General features: G+C 75.7%; 13 protein-coding genes. 5 read left to right on the top strand and 8 right to left on the bottom strand.

Annotated elements, in window-relative coordinates:
- Positions 1–2: 2 nt before the first annotated feature.
- The 5 genes from eccB (at position 3) to ACHZ99_RS14475 (ending at position 5277) form a co-directional block, all read left to right on the top strand.
- The gene (eccB, locus tag ACHZ99_RS14495; protein ID WP_420304957.1) at positions 3–1397 is read left to right on the top strand and encodes a type VII secretion protein EccB; all 1395 of its coding nucleotides are present in this window, start codon (positions 3–5) and stop codon (positions 1395–1397) included.
- Complete coding sequence (locus ACHZ99_RS14490; RefSeq protein WP_420304956.1) at positions 1394–2596, top strand: type VII secretion protein EccE; 1203 nt, start codon at positions 1394–1396, stop codon at positions 2594–2596. Before eccB ends, ACHZ99_RS14490 begins: the two co-directional genes overlap by 4 nt.
- Positions 2593–3267, top strand: coding sequence for a hypothetical protein (locus ACHZ99_RS14485; protein WP_420304955.1), 675 nt, complete (start codon positions 2593–2595; stop codon positions 3265–3267). The genes ACHZ99_RS14490 and ACHZ99_RS14485 overlap by 4 nt, the downstream gene beginning before the upstream one ends.
- A gap of 223 nt (positions 3268–3490) precedes the next feature.
- Positions 3491–4450 (top strand): helix-turn-helix domain-containing protein, encoded by a 960-nt coding sequence (locus ACHZ99_RS14480; RefSeq protein ID WP_420304954.1) that lies wholly within the window; start codon positions 3491–3493, stop codon positions 4448–4450.
- Positions 4447–5277: a helix-turn-helix domain-containing protein gene (locus tag ACHZ99_RS14475; protein WP_420304953.1), complete on the top strand. Its 831-nt coding sequence runs from the start codon at positions 4447–4449 to the stop codon at positions 5275–5277. The genes ACHZ99_RS14480 and ACHZ99_RS14475 overlap by 4 nt, the downstream gene beginning before the upstream one ends.
- Positions 5278–5338: 61 nt before the next feature.
- On the opposite strand, the gene ACHZ99_RS14470 is transcribed toward ACHZ99_RS14475, so the two are convergent.
- The 8 genes from ACHZ99_RS14470 to ACHZ99_RS14435 form a co-directional block, all read right to left on the bottom strand.
- Complete coding sequence (locus ACHZ99_RS14470) at positions 5339–6427, bottom strand: acyl-CoA dehydrogenase family protein (RefSeq protein WP_420304952.1); 1089 nt, start codon at positions 6425–6427, stop codon at positions 5339–5341.
- The gene (locus ACHZ99_RS14465) at positions 6427–7392 is read right to left on the bottom strand and encodes a VOC family protein (protein ID WP_420304951.1); all 966 of its coding nucleotides are present in this window, start codon (positions 7390–7392) and stop codon (positions 6427–6429) included. Before ACHZ99_RS14465 ends, ACHZ99_RS14470 begins: the two co-directional genes overlap by 1 nt.
- Positions 7393–7431: 39 nt before the next feature.
- Positions 7432–8175, bottom strand: coding sequence for an enoyl-CoA hydratase/isomerase family protein (locus ACHZ99_RS14460; protein WP_420304950.1), 744 nt, complete (start codon positions 8173–8175; stop codon positions 7432–7434).
- A 50-nt stretch (positions 8176–8225) separates the two neighbouring features.
- The gene (locus ACHZ99_RS14455) at positions 8226–9479 is read right to left on the bottom strand and encodes an acyl-CoA dehydrogenase family protein (RefSeq protein ID WP_420304949.1); all 1254 of its coding nucleotides are present in this window, start codon (positions 9477–9479) and stop codon (positions 8226–8228) included.
- Positions 9476–11071 (bottom strand): AMP-binding protein, encoded by a 1596-nt coding sequence (locus ACHZ99_RS14450; RefSeq protein ID WP_420304948.1) that lies wholly within the window; start codon positions 11069–11071, stop codon positions 9476–9478. The genes ACHZ99_RS14455 and ACHZ99_RS14450 overlap by 4 nt, the downstream gene beginning before the upstream one ends.
- Positions 11072–11270: 199 nt before the next feature.
- Positions 11271–13478 (bottom strand): catalase, encoded by a 2208-nt coding sequence (locus ACHZ99_RS14445; protein WP_420304947.1) that lies wholly within the window; start codon positions 13476–13478, stop codon positions 11271–11273.
- Between the two features lie 133 nt (positions 13479–13611).
- Entirely contained in the window at positions 13612–14856 is a 1245-nt protein-coding gene (locus ACHZ99_RS14440) for an MFS transporter (RefSeq protein ID WP_420304946.1), read from the bottom strand.
- The gene (locus tag ACHZ99_RS14435; RefSeq protein ID WP_420304945.1) at positions 14853–16088 is read right to left on the bottom strand and encodes an ATP-grasp domain-containing protein; all 1236 of its coding nucleotides are present in this window, start codon (positions 16086–16088) and stop codon (positions 14853–14855) included. Before ACHZ99_RS14435 ends, ACHZ99_RS14440 begins: the two co-directional genes overlap by 4 nt.
- Positions 16089–16103: the final 15 nt, after the last annotated feature.

Genomic DNA, 16103 nt, shown 5'->3' with positions numbered 1-16103 from the left:
CCATGGCCAGTACGCGCGAGCAGGCGGAGGCGTACACGTACGCCAACCGCCGCATGAGCACCAGCATCCTCCGGGGCACCGACGAGGCCCGGCTCGACCCGCGCCGCCGCCTCAACCGGGCGCTGGGCAGCGGGGTCGCCGTCGGCGTCCTGGCCGTGGCCGGGTTCGGCATCGCCGGGGTGCTCGGCGCCGGCAGCGGCCCGGAACTGCCGGACCGGGGCGTGGTCGTCGTGGGCAGCGGGGGCGACCCGTACGTGGTCCGCGACGGCGTGGTCCACCCCGCGCTCAACCTCGCCTCCGCCCTGCTGGTCGGCGGCGGGGAGGTGACCGAGATCCGCCAGGAGACGCTGGACGAGGCGCCGCGCGGCCTGCCGGTGGGGATTCCCGCCGCCCCCGACGCCCTGCCCGGCGCCGGCGACCTGGTCGACGACGACTGGACGCTGTGCGCCACCCCGTCCGAGACCGGCGGCGCGCCGACGCAGACCGCGCTCTACGTCTCCGTGCCGGACGCCGCCGCGGAGCGGGGGGCGTCCGGCGCCACGGTGCTCGTCGAGGCGGACGGCGCCCTGTGGCTGCTGGCCGAGGGCCGCCGGTACGCGCTGGAGCCCGCCATCCGCGACATGCTGAACCTGCCGGTGGAGCCGGTGCCGCTGCCCCGGGAGGTCGTCGCGACCGTCCCCGAGGGCCCGGAGATCACCATTCCGGGCACCGGGCCCGGCACCGGCAAACGACCCGAGGCTGCCCTGCCGTTCCCCGCCCGGGTCGGCGACCTGGCGCACGTCGAGACGGGCGGCTCCGGCCGCCAGCACTTCGCGGTGCGCCCGGACGGCCTGGTGCCGCTCACCGCGCTGGTGTACACGCTGCTGGCCGGCGACTCCCGGCAGGACCACGGGATCAGCGTCTCCGACGCGGCCGGCGCCCCGCGTTCCGCCGAGCGCCCGCCGGGGAACGGGGCGTGGCCGCGTACGGTGCCGAAGGCCGCCGAGCCGGAGCGCGACCAGCCCGTCTGCGTCAGCACGCCCCCGGGCGGCGCCCCCGGCGACACCCCGTGGCAGGCCACCGTGCACCTGCCGCCGGCCCTGCCGGAGCCGGCGGAGGTGCGGCCGGTGACGTCGTCGGACGGCGCGCCGCTGGGGCTGCTGGACCGGATCTACGTCCCGCCGGGCGCCGGCGCGGTGGTGCGGTCCACCGCCTCGGGCGGCAGCGGCGGCACGTACAACCTGATCACCGACGGCGGCACGGCCTACCGGTTCGTGTCGCCGGAGGCGGTGACCCGGCTGGGGTACGAGGCGCGGGGCACGCCGTCGGTGCCGCGCGCGTACGTCGACCTGCTGCCGACCGGGCCCGTCCTCGATCCGCGCACGGCGGCACGGGAACAGCGAGGTGAGGACACGTGAGCGCAACCGACTCGAACTCCCGGGCCAGGCCCGTGGTTCCGCGCGGGCGGCTGGTGGCCGCGCAGACCGGGCTCGGCGGTCTCGCCGCCGGCGTGGGGGCCGCCGGCCCGGCGGGTTACGGCCTGGCCTGCGCCGGCGCGACGCTGGTCCTCGGCGCGCTGGCCCGGCACCGCCGGGCCTGGGCGCTCAGGCGTCCCGCGGACCTCCTGGCGCCCGGCCCGGTGGACGCCGCGCCGCCGCCCAGGGCGCCGCGCCCGGACGGGTCGCTGGGCGTGGCGCACACCCTGCTCCCCGCCCTGGACGTGACCGGCTTCGCCGACCGCAACCTCCCCGGCGGCCACGCCCTCGGGGTGCTCTCGGACGGCCGCGGCCACGCCACCGTCGCCGCGTTCCCCGGCGACGCCCTGCCCGCCCTGCCGGCCGGCACCGTCGCCCGCTGGCTGGCCGGGGACCCGGCCCGCCCGGCGGCGGCGCAGGTCGTCGTGGAGCAGTTCGGCGTGCCCGCCTGGGACCTCCACGGCCGCTACCCGCCCACCGTCGCCTACCGCCAGCTCCCCCGGGCCGGCCGGCGCGTCGCCGTCCGCTCCTGGCTGGTCGTACGGTACGAGCCCCTCGCCGCACCCGAGGCCGCGGCCCGCCGCGGCGGCGGCGCCACCGGCGCCCACGCCGCGGTCGCGGCCGCCGCCGCGCGGCTCCGCGCCCGGCTCGCCGCCGCGGGCGCCCCCACCGCTCCGCTGGACGCGGCCGCGACAGGCGCCCTCGTCCGCCAGGTCGGCGACCCGGACGGCCGGGGCCGCCGCCTCCCCGGCCACTGGGCCGGCGGGTCGGCCGCCCACCGCACCCTGACGGTGCCCGTCGGCTCCCCGGCGGAGTGGTCCCGGCTGCTGCGCGGGGCGGCGGCGTGCGGCGCCGAGCGCGTCGTCACCGCGGCGACGCTCACCCTGGACGGGTCCCGCCTCCAGGTCCGGGCGGCGGTACGGCTGGTGGGCGCGACGAGCAGGCAGGTCGCCGGCGCGCCGGACGCGCTCCTCGGCCCCGGCGTCGCCGCGCGCGTCGCCGCCGACCAGTCCGCCGGGGTGCTGGCGACGCTGCCGCTGGCCTGGCCGGCGGACATCCGTACCGCGGTGCACGGGGCGGCGGCGCACGGGGCGGCGGCGCGTTCCCTTCCGTACGCCCCCGACGTGAGCGAGGCATCGTGAGCGCCCCCGACCCCGCCGCCGTACCCGCCTGCCCCTGGCGCGCTCCCCTCGCCGACCCCGGTGACGGCACGCTCCTGGCCCCGGCCCGGGCGGGCGTCCACCTGGGCACCGGACGGGACGGACGCCCGGTCCCGCTGCCCGCACCGGGGCCCGCCGGCAGCCGCGTGGCGGTGCTGGGCGAGCCCCTCTTCGCCCGCCTGCTCGCGCTCCGGCTGCTCGCCGTGGGCGCCCAGGTCACCGCCGACACCCGGGAGCCGGAGCGGTGGCTGCGGATCCACCGGGCGGTCGGCGGGCGGCTGCTGTTCGCCGGCGACCGGACCGCCTGGCCGCCCGCCCGCCCCGCGCCGCCGGGCGTCGGCTCCGGCCCGCAGGTGCTCATCGGCGACCGCGGCCGCCCTCCGGCCGCCGGCGGGGCGGTGCCCGGAGACTGGTGCACGGTCGTGCACGTCACGGACGCCGGGCCGCCGCCCGCGGGCTTCCGGGGCCCGCTGCACGCGCTGCTCGCCCTCGGAGCCGGCCACGCGGACGCCGTGGGAGGACTGCTCGGCGCGCACGCCGCCGAGCAGACGGCCGGTCTGGCGCCCGCCGAGATCGTTCTTTTCCGCGCCGCCGGGGCCGAGTTCCTGCACGTGGACATCGGCCCCGTGGAAAACGAGCTCCTCGCCCCGTAGGAACACCCCGCTTCTGGCCAACTTGGCATTCGGCCGGCGCGCAGGTCCGCTCCCCGCATCCCGGGACTCGCTGCCCGACCGGCCGGAACTTCCACCCGGACACCCCGGTGGTCATGGCCGAAAGTCATGGCCGCCCGGGAACCGCGGGTTCTCTCCCCGTCGACAAAACATAGCAACGGAACCGGCGGGGCCTTGGCGGCTCCGGGCGCACATGGGGTGAGAGATGGCGCGTTGGCGGGAGTTACCGGAATCGCTGGACCCGCGGGTCCGGCAATTCGTCGTTCAGTTACGGCGGCTGAAAGACCGCAGCGGGTTGAGCCTGGCTTCGCTCGCGGGGAGAACGGGCGTCAGCCGCTCCTCGTGGGAACGCTATCTCAACGGAAAGGCGCTGCCGCCGCCGCGTGCCGTGGAGGAGCTGGCGCGGGTCACCGGGGCGGAGCCGACGCGGCTGGCGGTGCTGCGGGAGGTGGCCGAGGAGGCATGGCGCCAGCAGGTCGCGCAGGACGCCCCGGCCCCGCCACCGGTGCCCGGGCCGGTGCCGGTGCCGGACGACCCGGACGACCCGGGCGCGGCGGGCGGCGCGGGCGACGGCCCCCGGGCCGCGGACGTGGCGCTGCCGGCACCGGAGCTCGTGACGTCGGCGGAGCGGGAGCGGGCCGCCGGGGTGCGCAGGCCGGTCGCGTTCACCGCCGTCGCGGCCGCCGCGCTCGTCGGGCTGGCCGCCGGGCTGCTGGTCGGCACGCCGTGGGACGACGACGGCGGCGACGGGGGCGGCGCCCCGGCCAACGCGGTGGCGGACACCTCCGACTCCAGCGCGAGCGCGAGCCCCGGCCCGAGCGCGAGCACGAGCCCGAGCGGCAGCCCGTCCGCGCCCGGCAACGGGAAGGGCCCGTACGTCTTCAGGGTGGGCAAGACCTACCCGTGCGAGGTCCGCAGGGCCGACGCGGTGGACGGCGGGCTGGCCGCCGGCTACAGCGTGACGCGCACCGCCGTCCTCGCCGGCCCGGGCTGGGACGTGGTGGAGGCGCAGTGCCTGCTGCGCCACCACAGGATGAAGCCGGGCACCGTCGACGGCGTGTACGGGCAGCAGACCATCGCGGCCGTGATGCGGCTGCAGAAGAAGGCCGGGATTCCGGCGGACGGCGTCGTCGGCCCGCACACCTGGCGGGTGCTGCGCGGATGACCTCCCCGCCACCGGAGGGCGTGGCGCTGGCCGGGGAGCTCCGCGACCTGAGGGCGCGTACGGGCCTGAGCCTGGCGGCGCTGGCCGGGCGCACCCCTTACAGCAAGTCCTCCTGGGAGCGCTATCTCAACGGGAAGAAGCAGGTGCCGCGGCAGGCCGTCGAGGCGCTGTGCGCGCTGGCGGGGGAACCCGCCGGGCGGCTGCTCGTCCTGTGGGAGCTGGCGGACGCCGAGTGGAGCGGGCGCGCCCGTTACGCGAGCCCGACCGCCCCGCCGGCGGCCCCCGCGGACGCCGCGGACGCGGGCCGCGGCGACGGGCCGCGCGCCCCCGGGCGGTCGTGGCGGTGGCACCCGTCCGTCGCCGGCGCGGCGCTGGCCGCGATGACGGCCGTGGCGTTCACCGTGCTTTCGCTGAGCGGCGGCGCCGAGCCCCAGAGCCCCGCGGAACCGCCGCCCTCCGTTTCGGGCACCCCGGTCGCCTGCCGGGAAAAGGGCTGCGACGGAAAAGATCCCGAGACCATGTTCTGCGCGTTGCCCGGCCGGGTGGACGCGATCGGGCCGGAGCGCCGCACCGGGACCGGCACGCGGCTCGAAATCCGGTACAGCGCCCCGTGCGCGGCCGGGTGGGGCCGGATCTGGCACTCCGAGGCCGGGGACACGATCGAGATTTCCGCGCCGGGCGCCCGCCCGCGCACGGTCACCGTCAAAAACGAAAAAGAGGCGGCTGCCTACCTCTTCACGCCGATGATCGGCGGCGTGGAGCCGGACGGCCTCCGGCTCTGTTTCCGGTCGGCCGCCGGAGAACGGCGCGAGTGCTTCCGGCCCTGACGGGCCCCGCGTTTTTCCCGGGACATTCCCCCGGCAACGCGGAGGCCCGCCGGCGCCTCCCTCAGCCGTCCAGGCCCAGCCCGCCGGCCACCCGCTCCCAATGGTGATCGGCATCGCCGAAGGCCAGCGCCCACGCCGCCATCTGGTCCGAGTAGAGGTGCAGGTCGTGTTCGTACGTGAAGCCGATCGCGCCGTGCACCTGGTGCCCCGTGTCGCAGACCCGGCGGCACGCCTCGCTCACCCACGCCTTGGCCATCGCCACCTCCGCCGCGGCGTCCAGCCCGGCCGACAGCCGCCAGATCGCCTCGTACGCCATGAAGCGGGAACTCAGCACGTCGATGGCCATGTTCGCGCAGTGGTGCTGGACCGCCTGGAAGGAGCCGATGGGCCGGCCGAACTGCTCGCGCTCCGCGGCGTACGCGACGGTCATGTCGAGGACCCGCTGCGCCGCGCCGACCATCGCGGCGCAGGTGGCGGCGGCCCCGTACGCCTCGATCGCCTCGGCGACGGGCCGGCCGGCGGTCAGGGCGCGCTCCCGCGGCACGGCCACGCCGTCGAAGCGGACCCGGTGCGGCCGGTCGGTGCCCACGGCGTCGAGGCTCTCGCGGGCGATGCCGGGCGACGCGGCGTCGACCAGCAGCGCCGGGCCCTCGGCGGGCACCACGAGCAGGTCCTCGGCGGCGTGCGCGTACGGGACGTACAGCGCCGTGCCGTCCAGCACGAACCCGCCGTCGCGCTCGGCCGCGGCGATCTCCTCGCCGGTGCCGTCCCAGCGGCCCGGCACCGCGCTCATGACCCGGCCGCGGGCGATCGCCCCGAGCCACTCCGCCCGCTGCGCCTCGGTGCCGTACCGGGCCAGCGGCGGCCCGCAGCACGCCACGGTGGCCAGGAGCGGACCCGGCACCTGGAAGCGCCCCGTCTCCTCCACCACCAGGCACAGCTCCAGGAAGCCCGCGCCGACGCCGCCGTACTCCTCCGGCAGCGCCAGCCCGGTCCAGCCCAGCTCGACCATCTCCTTCCACAGCGCGGCGGAGTAGCCGGCGGGCTCGTCCGCCATCGCCCGCGCTCCGGCGGACGCGCTCCGCGACTCCAGCAGCCCGCGGGCGGTGTCCCGGATCAGCTCCTGCTCCTCGGTGAGTGTCAGGTCCATCAGTTCCCCGGCGGGATCTTGTCGGACCGCACCCACACGCCGGGCCGCTCCTCCCAGAAGAGCTGCACGAGCACGCCTCCGGTGTGCTTGGGGTGGATGAACGTGTCGCGCCAGGCGGCGCCATCGGTGCTGCCCTCGTTCTCGCCGAACGTCGGCACCTCGTGGTGCGCGCAGGCCGCCAGCGCCCGGTCCCAGTCGGCGACCTCGAACGTCACGTGGTGCGCGGCGGCGCCGTTCTTGTTCCAGAAGCGCTCGATGAACGAGTCCTCGCCGCGCGGCATGATGACCTCCCAGCAGATCGTCGATCCGGGGATGTTCAGCACGAGGTCCGCCATGTCGGGGTGCTCGTTTTCGGGCGTCCGCCAGACCTGGACGAAGCCGGCGAGCCGCTCGTACCACCGGGCCAGCTCGTCGCGGTCGGGGAACGCCTGGCAGACGTGGTCGAGGGCGACCACCCCGAGCGAGGGTCCGAGCGACGGCGCGTCGGTGGGTTCGGCGGCCGCCGGCGCGGACTGCGCGTCGCCGCACAGGGCGAGCCCGCCGGGGCCGCGCAGCCGGAACAGCACGCCGGGCCCGCGCTCGGGCGGCGACAGCGACGCCTCCAGCCAGTCCCCGGCGCCGGTGCCGGCCGCGGGGCCGGCGCCGGTCGGCTTGACGCCGAGCGCCGCCAGCTCGGCGCGTACGGCGGCGAGGTCGGGCACCTCGGCGGCGACGTGGTGGAGCCCGGGGCGGCCGCCCTGGCCGTCGAGGAACTCCTGGAGCGCGGAACCCTCCCCGGCCGGCGCCAGCACCTCCCAGGTGTGCCCGGGGTTCCCGGGCAGCTCCAGCCGGACGCCGCGGCAGCCCTCGGCGGGGTTGTCCCAGGCCCGCGTGCGCCGGAACCCGAACAGGCCCTCCAGCAGCGCCACCTGCGGCTCCGGTTCCGGCGCGACCTGGCCGATGTGGTCGATCCGGTAAATCCGCACAGATCCTCCTCGTTCGCTTCGGTTCAGCCGGGGCGCGGCTCAGCTGGGGTGCGGCTCGATCCAGTCGTACTCGTTGGTGACCAGTTCCTTCACGAGGCGCAGGTTGTACCGGTTCATCGCCGCGATCCGCTCGGCCAGCTCGCCGACCCGCTTGTCGAACTCGCCGGCCGGGTAGACGTCGTTGACCAGGCCGATCCGGTGCGCCCGCGCCGCGTCCAGCCGGACGCCGGTGAACAGCAGCTCCTTGGCCATCGCCTTGCCGACCCGCCGCGGGAGCCGCTTGACGCCGCCCCAGCCGGGCGCGGAGCCGCCGAACTCCGGCTGGTCGGGGTCGCCGTCCTCGGTCATCTTCGGCCGGTACGGCGGCCGCGCGGACAGGGTGATCTCGACCAGGCCCATCTTCGCGTCGTCGGAGGCGACGATGAAGTCGGCGGCGAGCGCCAGCTCCAGGCCGCCGCCGACGGCGTAGCCGTGGACGGCCGCGACGACCGGGACGGACAGCCGCTCCATCATCGCGAACGTCTTCTCGCCGAGCCGGCCCTGCTCCACCCGCTCCTGCTTGGTCAGCTGCTCCGACCAGCCGAGGTCCATGCCCGCGCAGAAGGCGCGCTCGCCGGCCCCGCGCAGCACCACCACGCAGACGTCCTCGTCGTCGTCCACCTCGGTGAAGAAGTGGCGGAGTTCGCGCATGGTGCCGGGGGTGAGGGCGTTGAGCTTCGCGGGCCGGTTCAGGGTGAGCCAGGCGACCCGTTCCTCGATCTTCACGTCGAGGGTCTCGTACATGGAGAGCGTTCCTCCCTGGTCGTTATCGCTTGGTCGTACTCGCTTGGTCGTCATCTGCTGCGGGGCAGGTTCAGGCCCCGGGTGGCGATGACATCACGCTGGATCTCCGACGCGCCGCCGAGGAAGGTGGAGGCGACGGAGTCGTACGCCATGTGGGTGAAGACGGCGCCGAGCGGGGCGTCGCGGCGCTGCCAGAGCTGGGCGGCCCGGCCGAAGGCCGAGGCGCCGGTGCGGGCGAGGCGCTGGTGCAGCTCGGCGCCGAAGAGCTGGTTGACGGACGCCTCGTAGCCGGGCACGCCGCCGGCGGCCTGCTGGGAGACCGTGTACCGGGCGAGGTTGTACTGGACCCGGATCTCGGTGTGGCGGCGGGCGATCTCCCGGCGCAGCGCGGCCCTGGTGTCGTCGCGGAGGAAGCCGCGGCCCTCCGCGGAGCGGAGGTAGCCGACGAGCTCCGAGAGGGCCTGCTCGTACTTGATCGTGGCGCCGATGCCGGCCCGCTCGAAGCTCAGCGCGGTCATCGCCACGTACCAGCCGCGGTTCTCCTCCCCGACCCGGTTGGCCGCGGGGACCCGGACGTCCTCGAAGAAGATCTCGCAGAACGGCGTCGCGCCGCGGATGTCGGTGATCGGGCGGATGGTCACGCCGGGGGCGGTGGCGTCGATCAGCAGGAAGGTGATGCCCCGGTGCGGCTTCGCGGCCTCCGGGTCGGTGCGGACGAGCACGAACAGCCAGTCGGCGTACTGGCCGAGCGAGGTCCACACCTTCTGCCCGTTGACGGTGTACGTGCCGGTGGCCTCGTCGCCGTCCCGTTCCGCGCGGGTGCGCAGCGAGGCCAGGTCGGAGCCGGAGCCGGGCTCGGAGAAGCCCTGCGCCCAGGTGACCTCCCCGCGGGCGATGGGCGGCAGGTGCGCGGCGCGCTGCGCGGCGGTGCCGTGCTCCAGGAGGGTGGGGCCGAGCAGGAAGGCGCCGATCCCGTTCACCGTGGGCACGCGGGCGCGCATCATCTCCTCCTGGAGGATGAACTCCTCCAGCGCCGACAGCCCCGCCCCGCCGTACTCGGCCGGCCAGTGCGGCGCGATCCAGCCGCGTTCGGCGAGGGCCGCCGCCCACGCGCGGGCGCCGTCGCGGCGGGCGGGGTCGTCGCTGAGCCGGTCGACCGGCCAGTTGTAGCCCCAGACGTCCTCGGGCTCCAGGCTCTGCTCGGCCTCGGGGTCGGGTGCGTACGAGGACGGGAAGCGGTCCCGTACGAAGGCCCGCGCCTCCGCCCGGAAGGCGGCCTGCTCGGGGGTGTCATCCCAGTTCACGCGTGCGCCTCCCGGTCCCAGGTGGTGGCCGTGAGGCCGTGGTCGCCCTCGGCCCGCAGCCGGTACTTGGCGACCTTGTCGGTGGGGGTGCGCGGGAGGGCGTCGATGAACTCGACGTAGCGCGGGACCATCGAGCGGGGCAGCTGCTCCGCGCAGAACTCCACCAGCTCGGCGGGCTCCAGCGCCGCCCCGGGCCGCAGCACGGCCCACAGCTTGACGTCCTCGTCCTCCAGCTCGGAGGGCACGCCGGTGGCGGCCGACTCCAGGATCGCGGGGTGCAGGTTGACGGCGGACTCCAGGTCGAAGGCGGAGATGTTCTCGCCGCGGCGGCGGATGGCGTCCTTCATCCGGTCGAGGAAGTAGAAGTAGCCGTCGCGGTCGCGCCAGACGCGGTCGCCGGTGTGGAACCACATGTTGCGGAAGCAGTCGGCGGTGGCCCCGGGGGCGCCGTAGTACCCGGTCGTCATCACGAACGGCTGCCTGGGCCGTACGACCAGCTCGCCCGGTTCGTCCACGCCGACCTCGCGGTCCTGCCCGTCGACCACCGCCACCTCGAACCGCTCGTCGTGGGCCTGCCCGCACGAGCCGAGCCGCCACTCGCCGTAGGGGCTGGCGGTGGCGATCCCGACCTCCGTGCTGGTGTAGGTCTCCACCGAGCGGACGCCGAAACGTTCCAGCAGCGGTTCGTCGAGGCTCGACTTGCCCATGTAGAAGGTCTGCAGCGGGTGGTCCTTGTCCCGCTCGGTGCGCGGCTGGTTGAGCAGTATCGGGATCATCGAGAAGACGCTCATCGCGACCTGCGCGTCGAAGTGCCGCACGTCGTCCCAGAACCGCGAGGCGCTGAAGCGCTCGACGACGGCGATGGACCCGCCGGCCAGCAGCGCCGACATCACGCCGTCCCAGAGCCCGGCGGCGTGGAACAGCGGCAGCGGGCAGTAGATCGTCTTGCCCCACCGGTCGAGGAAGTCGAGCGAGTCCAGCGCGCAGGTCAGCGCCAGCGCGTGCGGGATCATCGCGCCCTTGGACGGGCCGGTGGTGCCCGAGGTGTACATGATCGCCTGGAGGTCGCTGAAGCCGACCTCGACGTGCGGCGCCGCCGCGCCGTTGGCCAGGAGGCTGGACAGCGTCGCGGCGGGCTTGCCGAGCCGGTGCAGCGCGACGTCGGACGCGCCGGCCCCTTCGGTGCGTACGACGAGGCGGCCCAGACCGGGCAGCTGCGGGGCGATCTCCGGCAGCCTGTCGGCGTACGGCGCGTCGACGACCAGCGCCGACGCGTCGGAGGTGCGCAGGACGTGGCGGAGCAGCTCGCCGCGGTAGCTGATGTTGATCGGCACGGCGACGGCGCCGAGCCGGGCGAGCGCGAAGACGACGTGGACGAAGTCGGCACAGTTCGGGAGCATCACGCCGACGTGGTCGCCGCGGTCGATGCCCGCGGTGGCCAGCCCGTGAGCCACGCGGTCGGCCATCGCGTCGACCTCGCCGTAGGTGACCTCGCCCTCCCGGAACTTGAGGAAGGTCTCTGTTCGATGGGTTGCGGCCCGTTCTCGGAGTACGTCCCCGAGGACGAGGCTCTCCAGCGTTTCGTTGCGCATTCGAACCTCATGCTTCGCTTTGGGCGGCGCTGATTCGCTTGCGACAGTCGAACTGCTTTTGACCACCAAGGTCGTCAACATCGGACCACGAAAGAATTGCGCCCGCAAGAGTGCTGCGCGGCCCGCCGCCCGGCCCGCGCCCGCCGGCGCGCCGCTGGACGCGCTGGTCAGCGGACCGGCTTCCCCCGGGGCCAGGGGGTCACGGGCGGGGGCCGGCGGGCGGGAAGCGGTCCCACACCCGGTGCCGCGTCAGCAGCTCGGCGATCTCGGCGAGCACCGCCCGCGGGTCCTCGGCGACCACGACGCCCGGCGCGTGCGGCGGGCAGCCGGCCGCGTCGAGCGCCCGGGTGCTGTCCGCCCAGCCGCCGAGCGGCTTGGCGTGCCGGTACGCCTCGGCGAGCAGCTGGACCAGCCGCGGGTCGGTGTCCGCGCCCGCCGGGGCCTGCCCCGCCTTGGCGTCCCGGGCGCCGTACGCGTCGGCGCCGGGCCGCGGCGTGCCCGCCAGCAGCACCGCGTCGAACTCGACGGACCGGGCGTTGGCGAACGTCCGCTGCACCGCGACGGGCCCGTCGCCGTCCCCGCCGCCGTCCCCGTCGCCGCCGCCGAGCCGTCCGCCGCGCGGCGCGACGACCAGCGGCACCATGCCGCCGTCGCGGACCGCGGCACGCATGGCCCGTACGGACTCCAGATCGGCGCTCTCGTCCGCGACGATGCCGACGACGCGCCCCGCCACCGGCCACCGCCCGCCGATCTGGGCGAGCGCCGGGGAGGGCCGCACGTCCGCCGGCGGCGCGGCGGGCTCGGGCGCGGGCAGCCCGAGCCCGGCGGCGACCTGCCCGCACAGCTCCGGGTCGACCTCCGCGAGGACGCGCAGGTTGCGCACCCGTACGGCCTCCTCCGCGCACTTGCTCAGCTCGAAGGTGTACGCGCCGATCACGTGCTCCCGCTCCGGCGGCGTGAGGCTGAGCCAGAACCGCCGGGCGTGGCTGGTGTGGTCGGCGAAGGAGGCGGGCGCCTCGCGCACCTTCGCGCCCGCGACCGGCAGCGGCACCTCCACGTACCCCCGGTCCGCGGCGCCGGCCTGGAAGGGGCAGCCGCCGTCGAGGGAGTTGGGGCGGTAGGGCGCGACGCCGGTGTGCACGGCGGTCTGGTGCATGGCGTCGCGCTGCATGTCGTTCACGGGCGCGTGCGTGCGGTTGACCGGCAGCTGCGCGAAGTTGGGGCCGCCCAGCCGGCTGATCTGGGTGTCGAGGTACGAGAAGAGCCGGCCGGCCAGCAGCGGGTCGTCGGTGATGTCGATGCCGGGGACGAGGTGGCCGGGGTGGAAGGCGACCTGCTCGGTCTCGGCGAAGTAGTTCACCGGGTTGGCGGTCAGCCGCATGAGCCCGACGGGCTGCACGGGCGCCAGCTCCTCCGGCACGATCTTGGTCGGGTCCAGCAGGTCGATGCCCTCGAAGGTCTGCTCGGGGGTGTCGGGGAAGGTCTGGATGCCCAGCTCCCACTCCGGGTACGCGCCGGCCGCGATGGCCTCGGCCAGGTCGCGCCGGTGGAAGTCGGGGTCCGTGCCGCCGAGGAGCTGCGCCTCCTCCCACAGCAGGGAGTGCACGCCTGCCTTCGGCTTCCAGTGCCACTTCACCAGCGTGGTGCCGCCGTCCGCGGCGACCAGGCGGAAGGTGTGGATGCCGAAGCCCTCCATCATCCGGTACGAGCGCGGGATGCCGCGGTCGGACATGTTCCAGATGGTGTGGTGGGTGGCCTCGGTGTGCAGGGAGACGAAGTCCCAGAAGGTGTCGTGCGCGCTCTGCGCCTGCGGGATCTCCCGGTCGGGGTGCGGCTTGCCGGCGTGGATCACGTCCGGGAACTTGATCGCGTCCTGGATGAAGAAGACCGGGATGTTGTTGCCGACGAGGTCGAAGGTGCCCTCGCCGGTGTAGAACTTCGTCGCGAAGCCGCGGGTGTCGCGCACGGTGTCGGCGGAGCCGCGGGAGCCGAGGACGGTGGAGAAGCGTACGAAGACGGGCGTCTCGGCGCCCTCGGCGAGGAAGGCCGCCTTGCAGACCCCGGTGGCGCTGCCGTAGCCGAGGAAGACGCCGTGGGCGGCGGCGCCGCGGGCGTGGACGACGCGCTCGGGGATGCGCTCGTGGTCGAAGTGCGTGATCTTCTCACGCAGGTGGTGGTCCTGGAGCAGGACCGGCCCCCGCGCCCCGGCCTTGAGCGAGTGGTCGCTGTCCGGCAGCCGCAGCCCCTGGGCGGTCGTCAGGTACGCGCCCGTCTGCGCCCGCGCCGCCGGGTCCGCGTCGACGGCCTCGCCGGTGGGCGAGTACGTCTCCGGCCCCGCCTGGTCGCGCCCGGGCGGGAGCGGGCCGTGCGGTGCCGCGCCGGCGCCGTTGTCGTTCGTGGACGGCATCAGGGCTCCTCGTTCCGGTCGGGCTCGGGCACCGCCCGGGGTAACCCCGCATCGCGGGCTCCACACGCGGCGATGTCCAGCCTTCCACGATTTGCCCGGTATCTCCTGGCGGGTTCCCCCAGCAGGGGCCCGGTCAGGCCGCCACCGTCACCGCCCGCCTGCGGGCGAGCAGCCCCACGGCGACCGTGATGACCGTGCAGCACAGGCCGAGCCCGAACCACACGGCCGACGCGTTGCCGGTGACCACGAGCGCCACCCCGATCGACGGGCCGGCGAAGTTGCCGACCCCCATCATCGAGTTGGCCAGCGCGTTCGCCCGGGTCAGCTCCCGGTCGGGGACGAGGGATATCAGCCACGGGTGGAACGAGCAGGAGTAGGCGCACTCGCCGAGCGCGAAGACGACGGCGAAGGCCAGCAGGCCGACGAGGCGGAACCCGTACGGCAGGAAGGCCGTCGCGCCCGCCACCGCGTAGGCCGTGGTCCACAGGGCGACGGCGGTCCGCAGCCCCTCGATCTCCGGGCGCCCCTCCAGGGCGCGCGTCACCCACCGCTGCGCGGAGGCGATCACCGTCACGTTGACGAAGAGCAGGACGGAGACCATGAACAGGCCCATGTCCATCAGCCGCTCGGAGACCAGCGGGGCGGTGGACTCGAACTGGCTGAACCCGAACAGGTAGACGGCGAGCTGCACCGCGGCGGCCGGCATCGCCAGCCGGACCAGCGCGGCCATCGGCAGCGGCGGCCCCTCCCCGCCCGGCTTCCCGCTCGTCGTCCCGCTCGCCTTCGCGCCCTTCTCCTCGTCGGCGTCCCGGGCGTGCCGCCCGGCGACCAGGATGGCGAGGGTGAGCGGCAGGATGCCCACCGCGTTGGCGACGAAGAAGTACGGGATGACCCCGCGGGGCAGCACCAGCGTCAGGCCGCCGGCGACGAGGGAGCCGGCCGCCAGGGTGGCGTTGAGGACCGCGTAGCGGCGGGCGAAGACCCGCCGGCGTTCGTCGGCGGTGACCAGGGAGTTGAGCAGCGGCACGATCGCCGCGAGGAAGCCGCCCTGCCCGCAGCCGACCGTCACGCCGGCCGCCACCACGAGGGCGTGCGAGTCGGCGACGGGCATGGACAGGTACCCGCAGAACCACAGCAGGGTGCCCAGGACGCCGAGGGCCACCCGGGGCAGCCGCAGCACGCCGCCGGTGAGCAGCAGGGCGACGACGACGTTGGCGACACCTGCCGCCCCGTAGAACAGGGCGACGCCGGTGGTGCCGACGCCCGGCTCGTCGGCGAGGTAGATCGCGGTGTAGGGGAAGACGAGGCCGAAGCAGAAGGAGGAGAGGCCGTGGGTGACGATCAGCCGGTTGGCCGGGGAGAGGCTGAGCACGCTCATCTGCCCGGCTCCCCCGCCGCCGGGACGACCTCGGCGGTGACCTCGGCCCGGGCCCGGTCCAGGATCCGCGCGCAGCCCGCCTCGTCCTCGGCCCGCGCGATGAGCACGGCGAGCCGGGGTATCGGCTGGCGGGGCGGGAGCAGCAGGGTGTCGCCCGGCTCGGCGAGCGTGGCGGCGTGGACCACGCCGGGCACGTCGGCCGCGCGGCCGACGGAGACGGCGGCCACCCGCCCGTCGTGCGGCGGGTAGACGAACCGTACCTCGGCGGTCCGGGACCGGGCCGGGGTCAGGTCCGGGGGCTCGCGCCGCGCCACGGCCGCCGCGGCCCGGACCAGGTCGACGCCGGTGGCGAGCTGCCCCGCGTACGGGATGAGGTCGCCGCCGAGGCGGCCGTTGAGCTCGACCAGCCGGGGCCCGGACCGGGTGAGGCGGACCTCGGCGTGGGTGACGCCCGCCGCCACGCCGAGGGCGGCGTGGGCGCCCGTCACCAGCTCGCGCACCTCGCCGGCCCACGGCTCGGTGCCGTCCCAGCCCTTGACCAGGTGCCCGGTCTCCTCGAAGTGCGGGGCGTAGCCGAGCCGTTTGGCGGCCACCTGCACGCAGGTCACCTCGCCGTCCAGGACGGCGCTGTCCACGCTGATCTCCGGGCCGTCGAGGAACTCCTCGACGAGGATGCCGTGCCCGGTCGGCAGGGTGGCGTAGGCGGCGCCGCCCGCGAGGTCGAAGGCGGCGGCCACCGCGCCCGCGTCGTCGACGCGCACGACGCCGACGCTGCCGGCGAGCGCGCGGGGTTTGACGACGACGGGGAAGCCGATCCGCTCGGCGATCTCCCGGGCCTCCCCCGCCGTGTGGGCGAGGCCGTACCGGATGGCCGGCAGGCCGGCCGCGGCCAGCAGGCCGCGGGTGGCGGCCTTGTCCCGGCAGCGGCGGGCCGACTCGGCGCTCATGTGGTGCAGCCCGAGGTCCTCGGCCGCCCCGGCGGTGACCTCCAGGACCGTCTCGTCCCAGGTGAGCACCGCCGAGTCGGCGCCGGCCAGCTCCTTGAGGGCCGCGGCGACCGCGCCCTGGTCGGACATGTCCGCGGTGCGCCAGTCCCGGAGGTACGCCCGCTGCCAGGTCGGCTCCGCCGGCAGCAGGGCCGACAGGCGGTACCGTCCGGCCAGCGACCGGAAGGCGTAGTCGCGGTAGGGCTGTCCTCCGCTTCCGACCAGGATGATGTGGCCTTGCTGCACGGCGTCTCCCTCCAC

This window comes from Streptomyces sp. MAR4 CNX-425 (assembly GCF_048656465.1).
In the GTDB taxonomy this organism is placed as follows: domain Bacteria; phylum Actinomycetota; class Actinomycetes; order Streptomycetales; family Streptomycetaceae; genus Streptomyces.
Note: the sequence above shows the minus strand (reverse complement) of the source record. Positions and strands in the feature narration are given on the sequence as shown.

Excerpts from the sequence above, each read along its gene's own strand:
- eccB (WP_420304957.1), top strand. The coding sequence starts at position 3 with ATGGCCAGTACGCGCGAGCAGGCGGAGGCGTACACGTACGCCAACCGC.
- ACHZ99_RS14480 (WP_420304954.1), top strand. The coding sequence starts at position 3,491 with ATGGCGCGTTGGCGGGAGTTACCGGAATCGCTGGACCCGCGGGTCCGG.
- ACHZ99_RS14475 (WP_420304953.1), top strand. The coding sequence starts at position 4,447 with ATGACCTCCCCGCCACCGGAGGGCGTGGCGCTGGCCGGGGAGCTCCGC.
- ACHZ99_RS14470 (WP_420304952.1), bottom strand. The coding sequence starts at position 6,427 with ATGGACCTGACACTCACCGAGGAGCAGGAGCTGATCCGGGACACCGCC.
- ACHZ99_RS14460 (WP_420304950.1), bottom strand. The coding sequence starts at position 8,175 with ATGTACGAGACCCTCGACGTGAAGATCGAGGAACGGGTCGCCTGGCTC.
- ACHZ99_RS14450 (WP_420304948.1), bottom strand. The coding sequence starts at position 11,071 with ATGCGCAACGAAACGCTGGAGAGCCTCGTCCTCGGGGACGTACTCCGA.
- ACHZ99_RS14445 (WP_420304947.1), bottom strand. The coding sequence starts at position 13,478 with ATGCCGTCCACGAACGACAACGGCGCCGGCGCGGCACCGCACGGCCCG.
- ACHZ99_RS14440 (WP_420304946.1), bottom strand. The coding sequence starts at position 14,856 with ATGAGCGTGCTCAGCCTCTCCCCGGCCAACCGGCTGATCGTCACCCAC.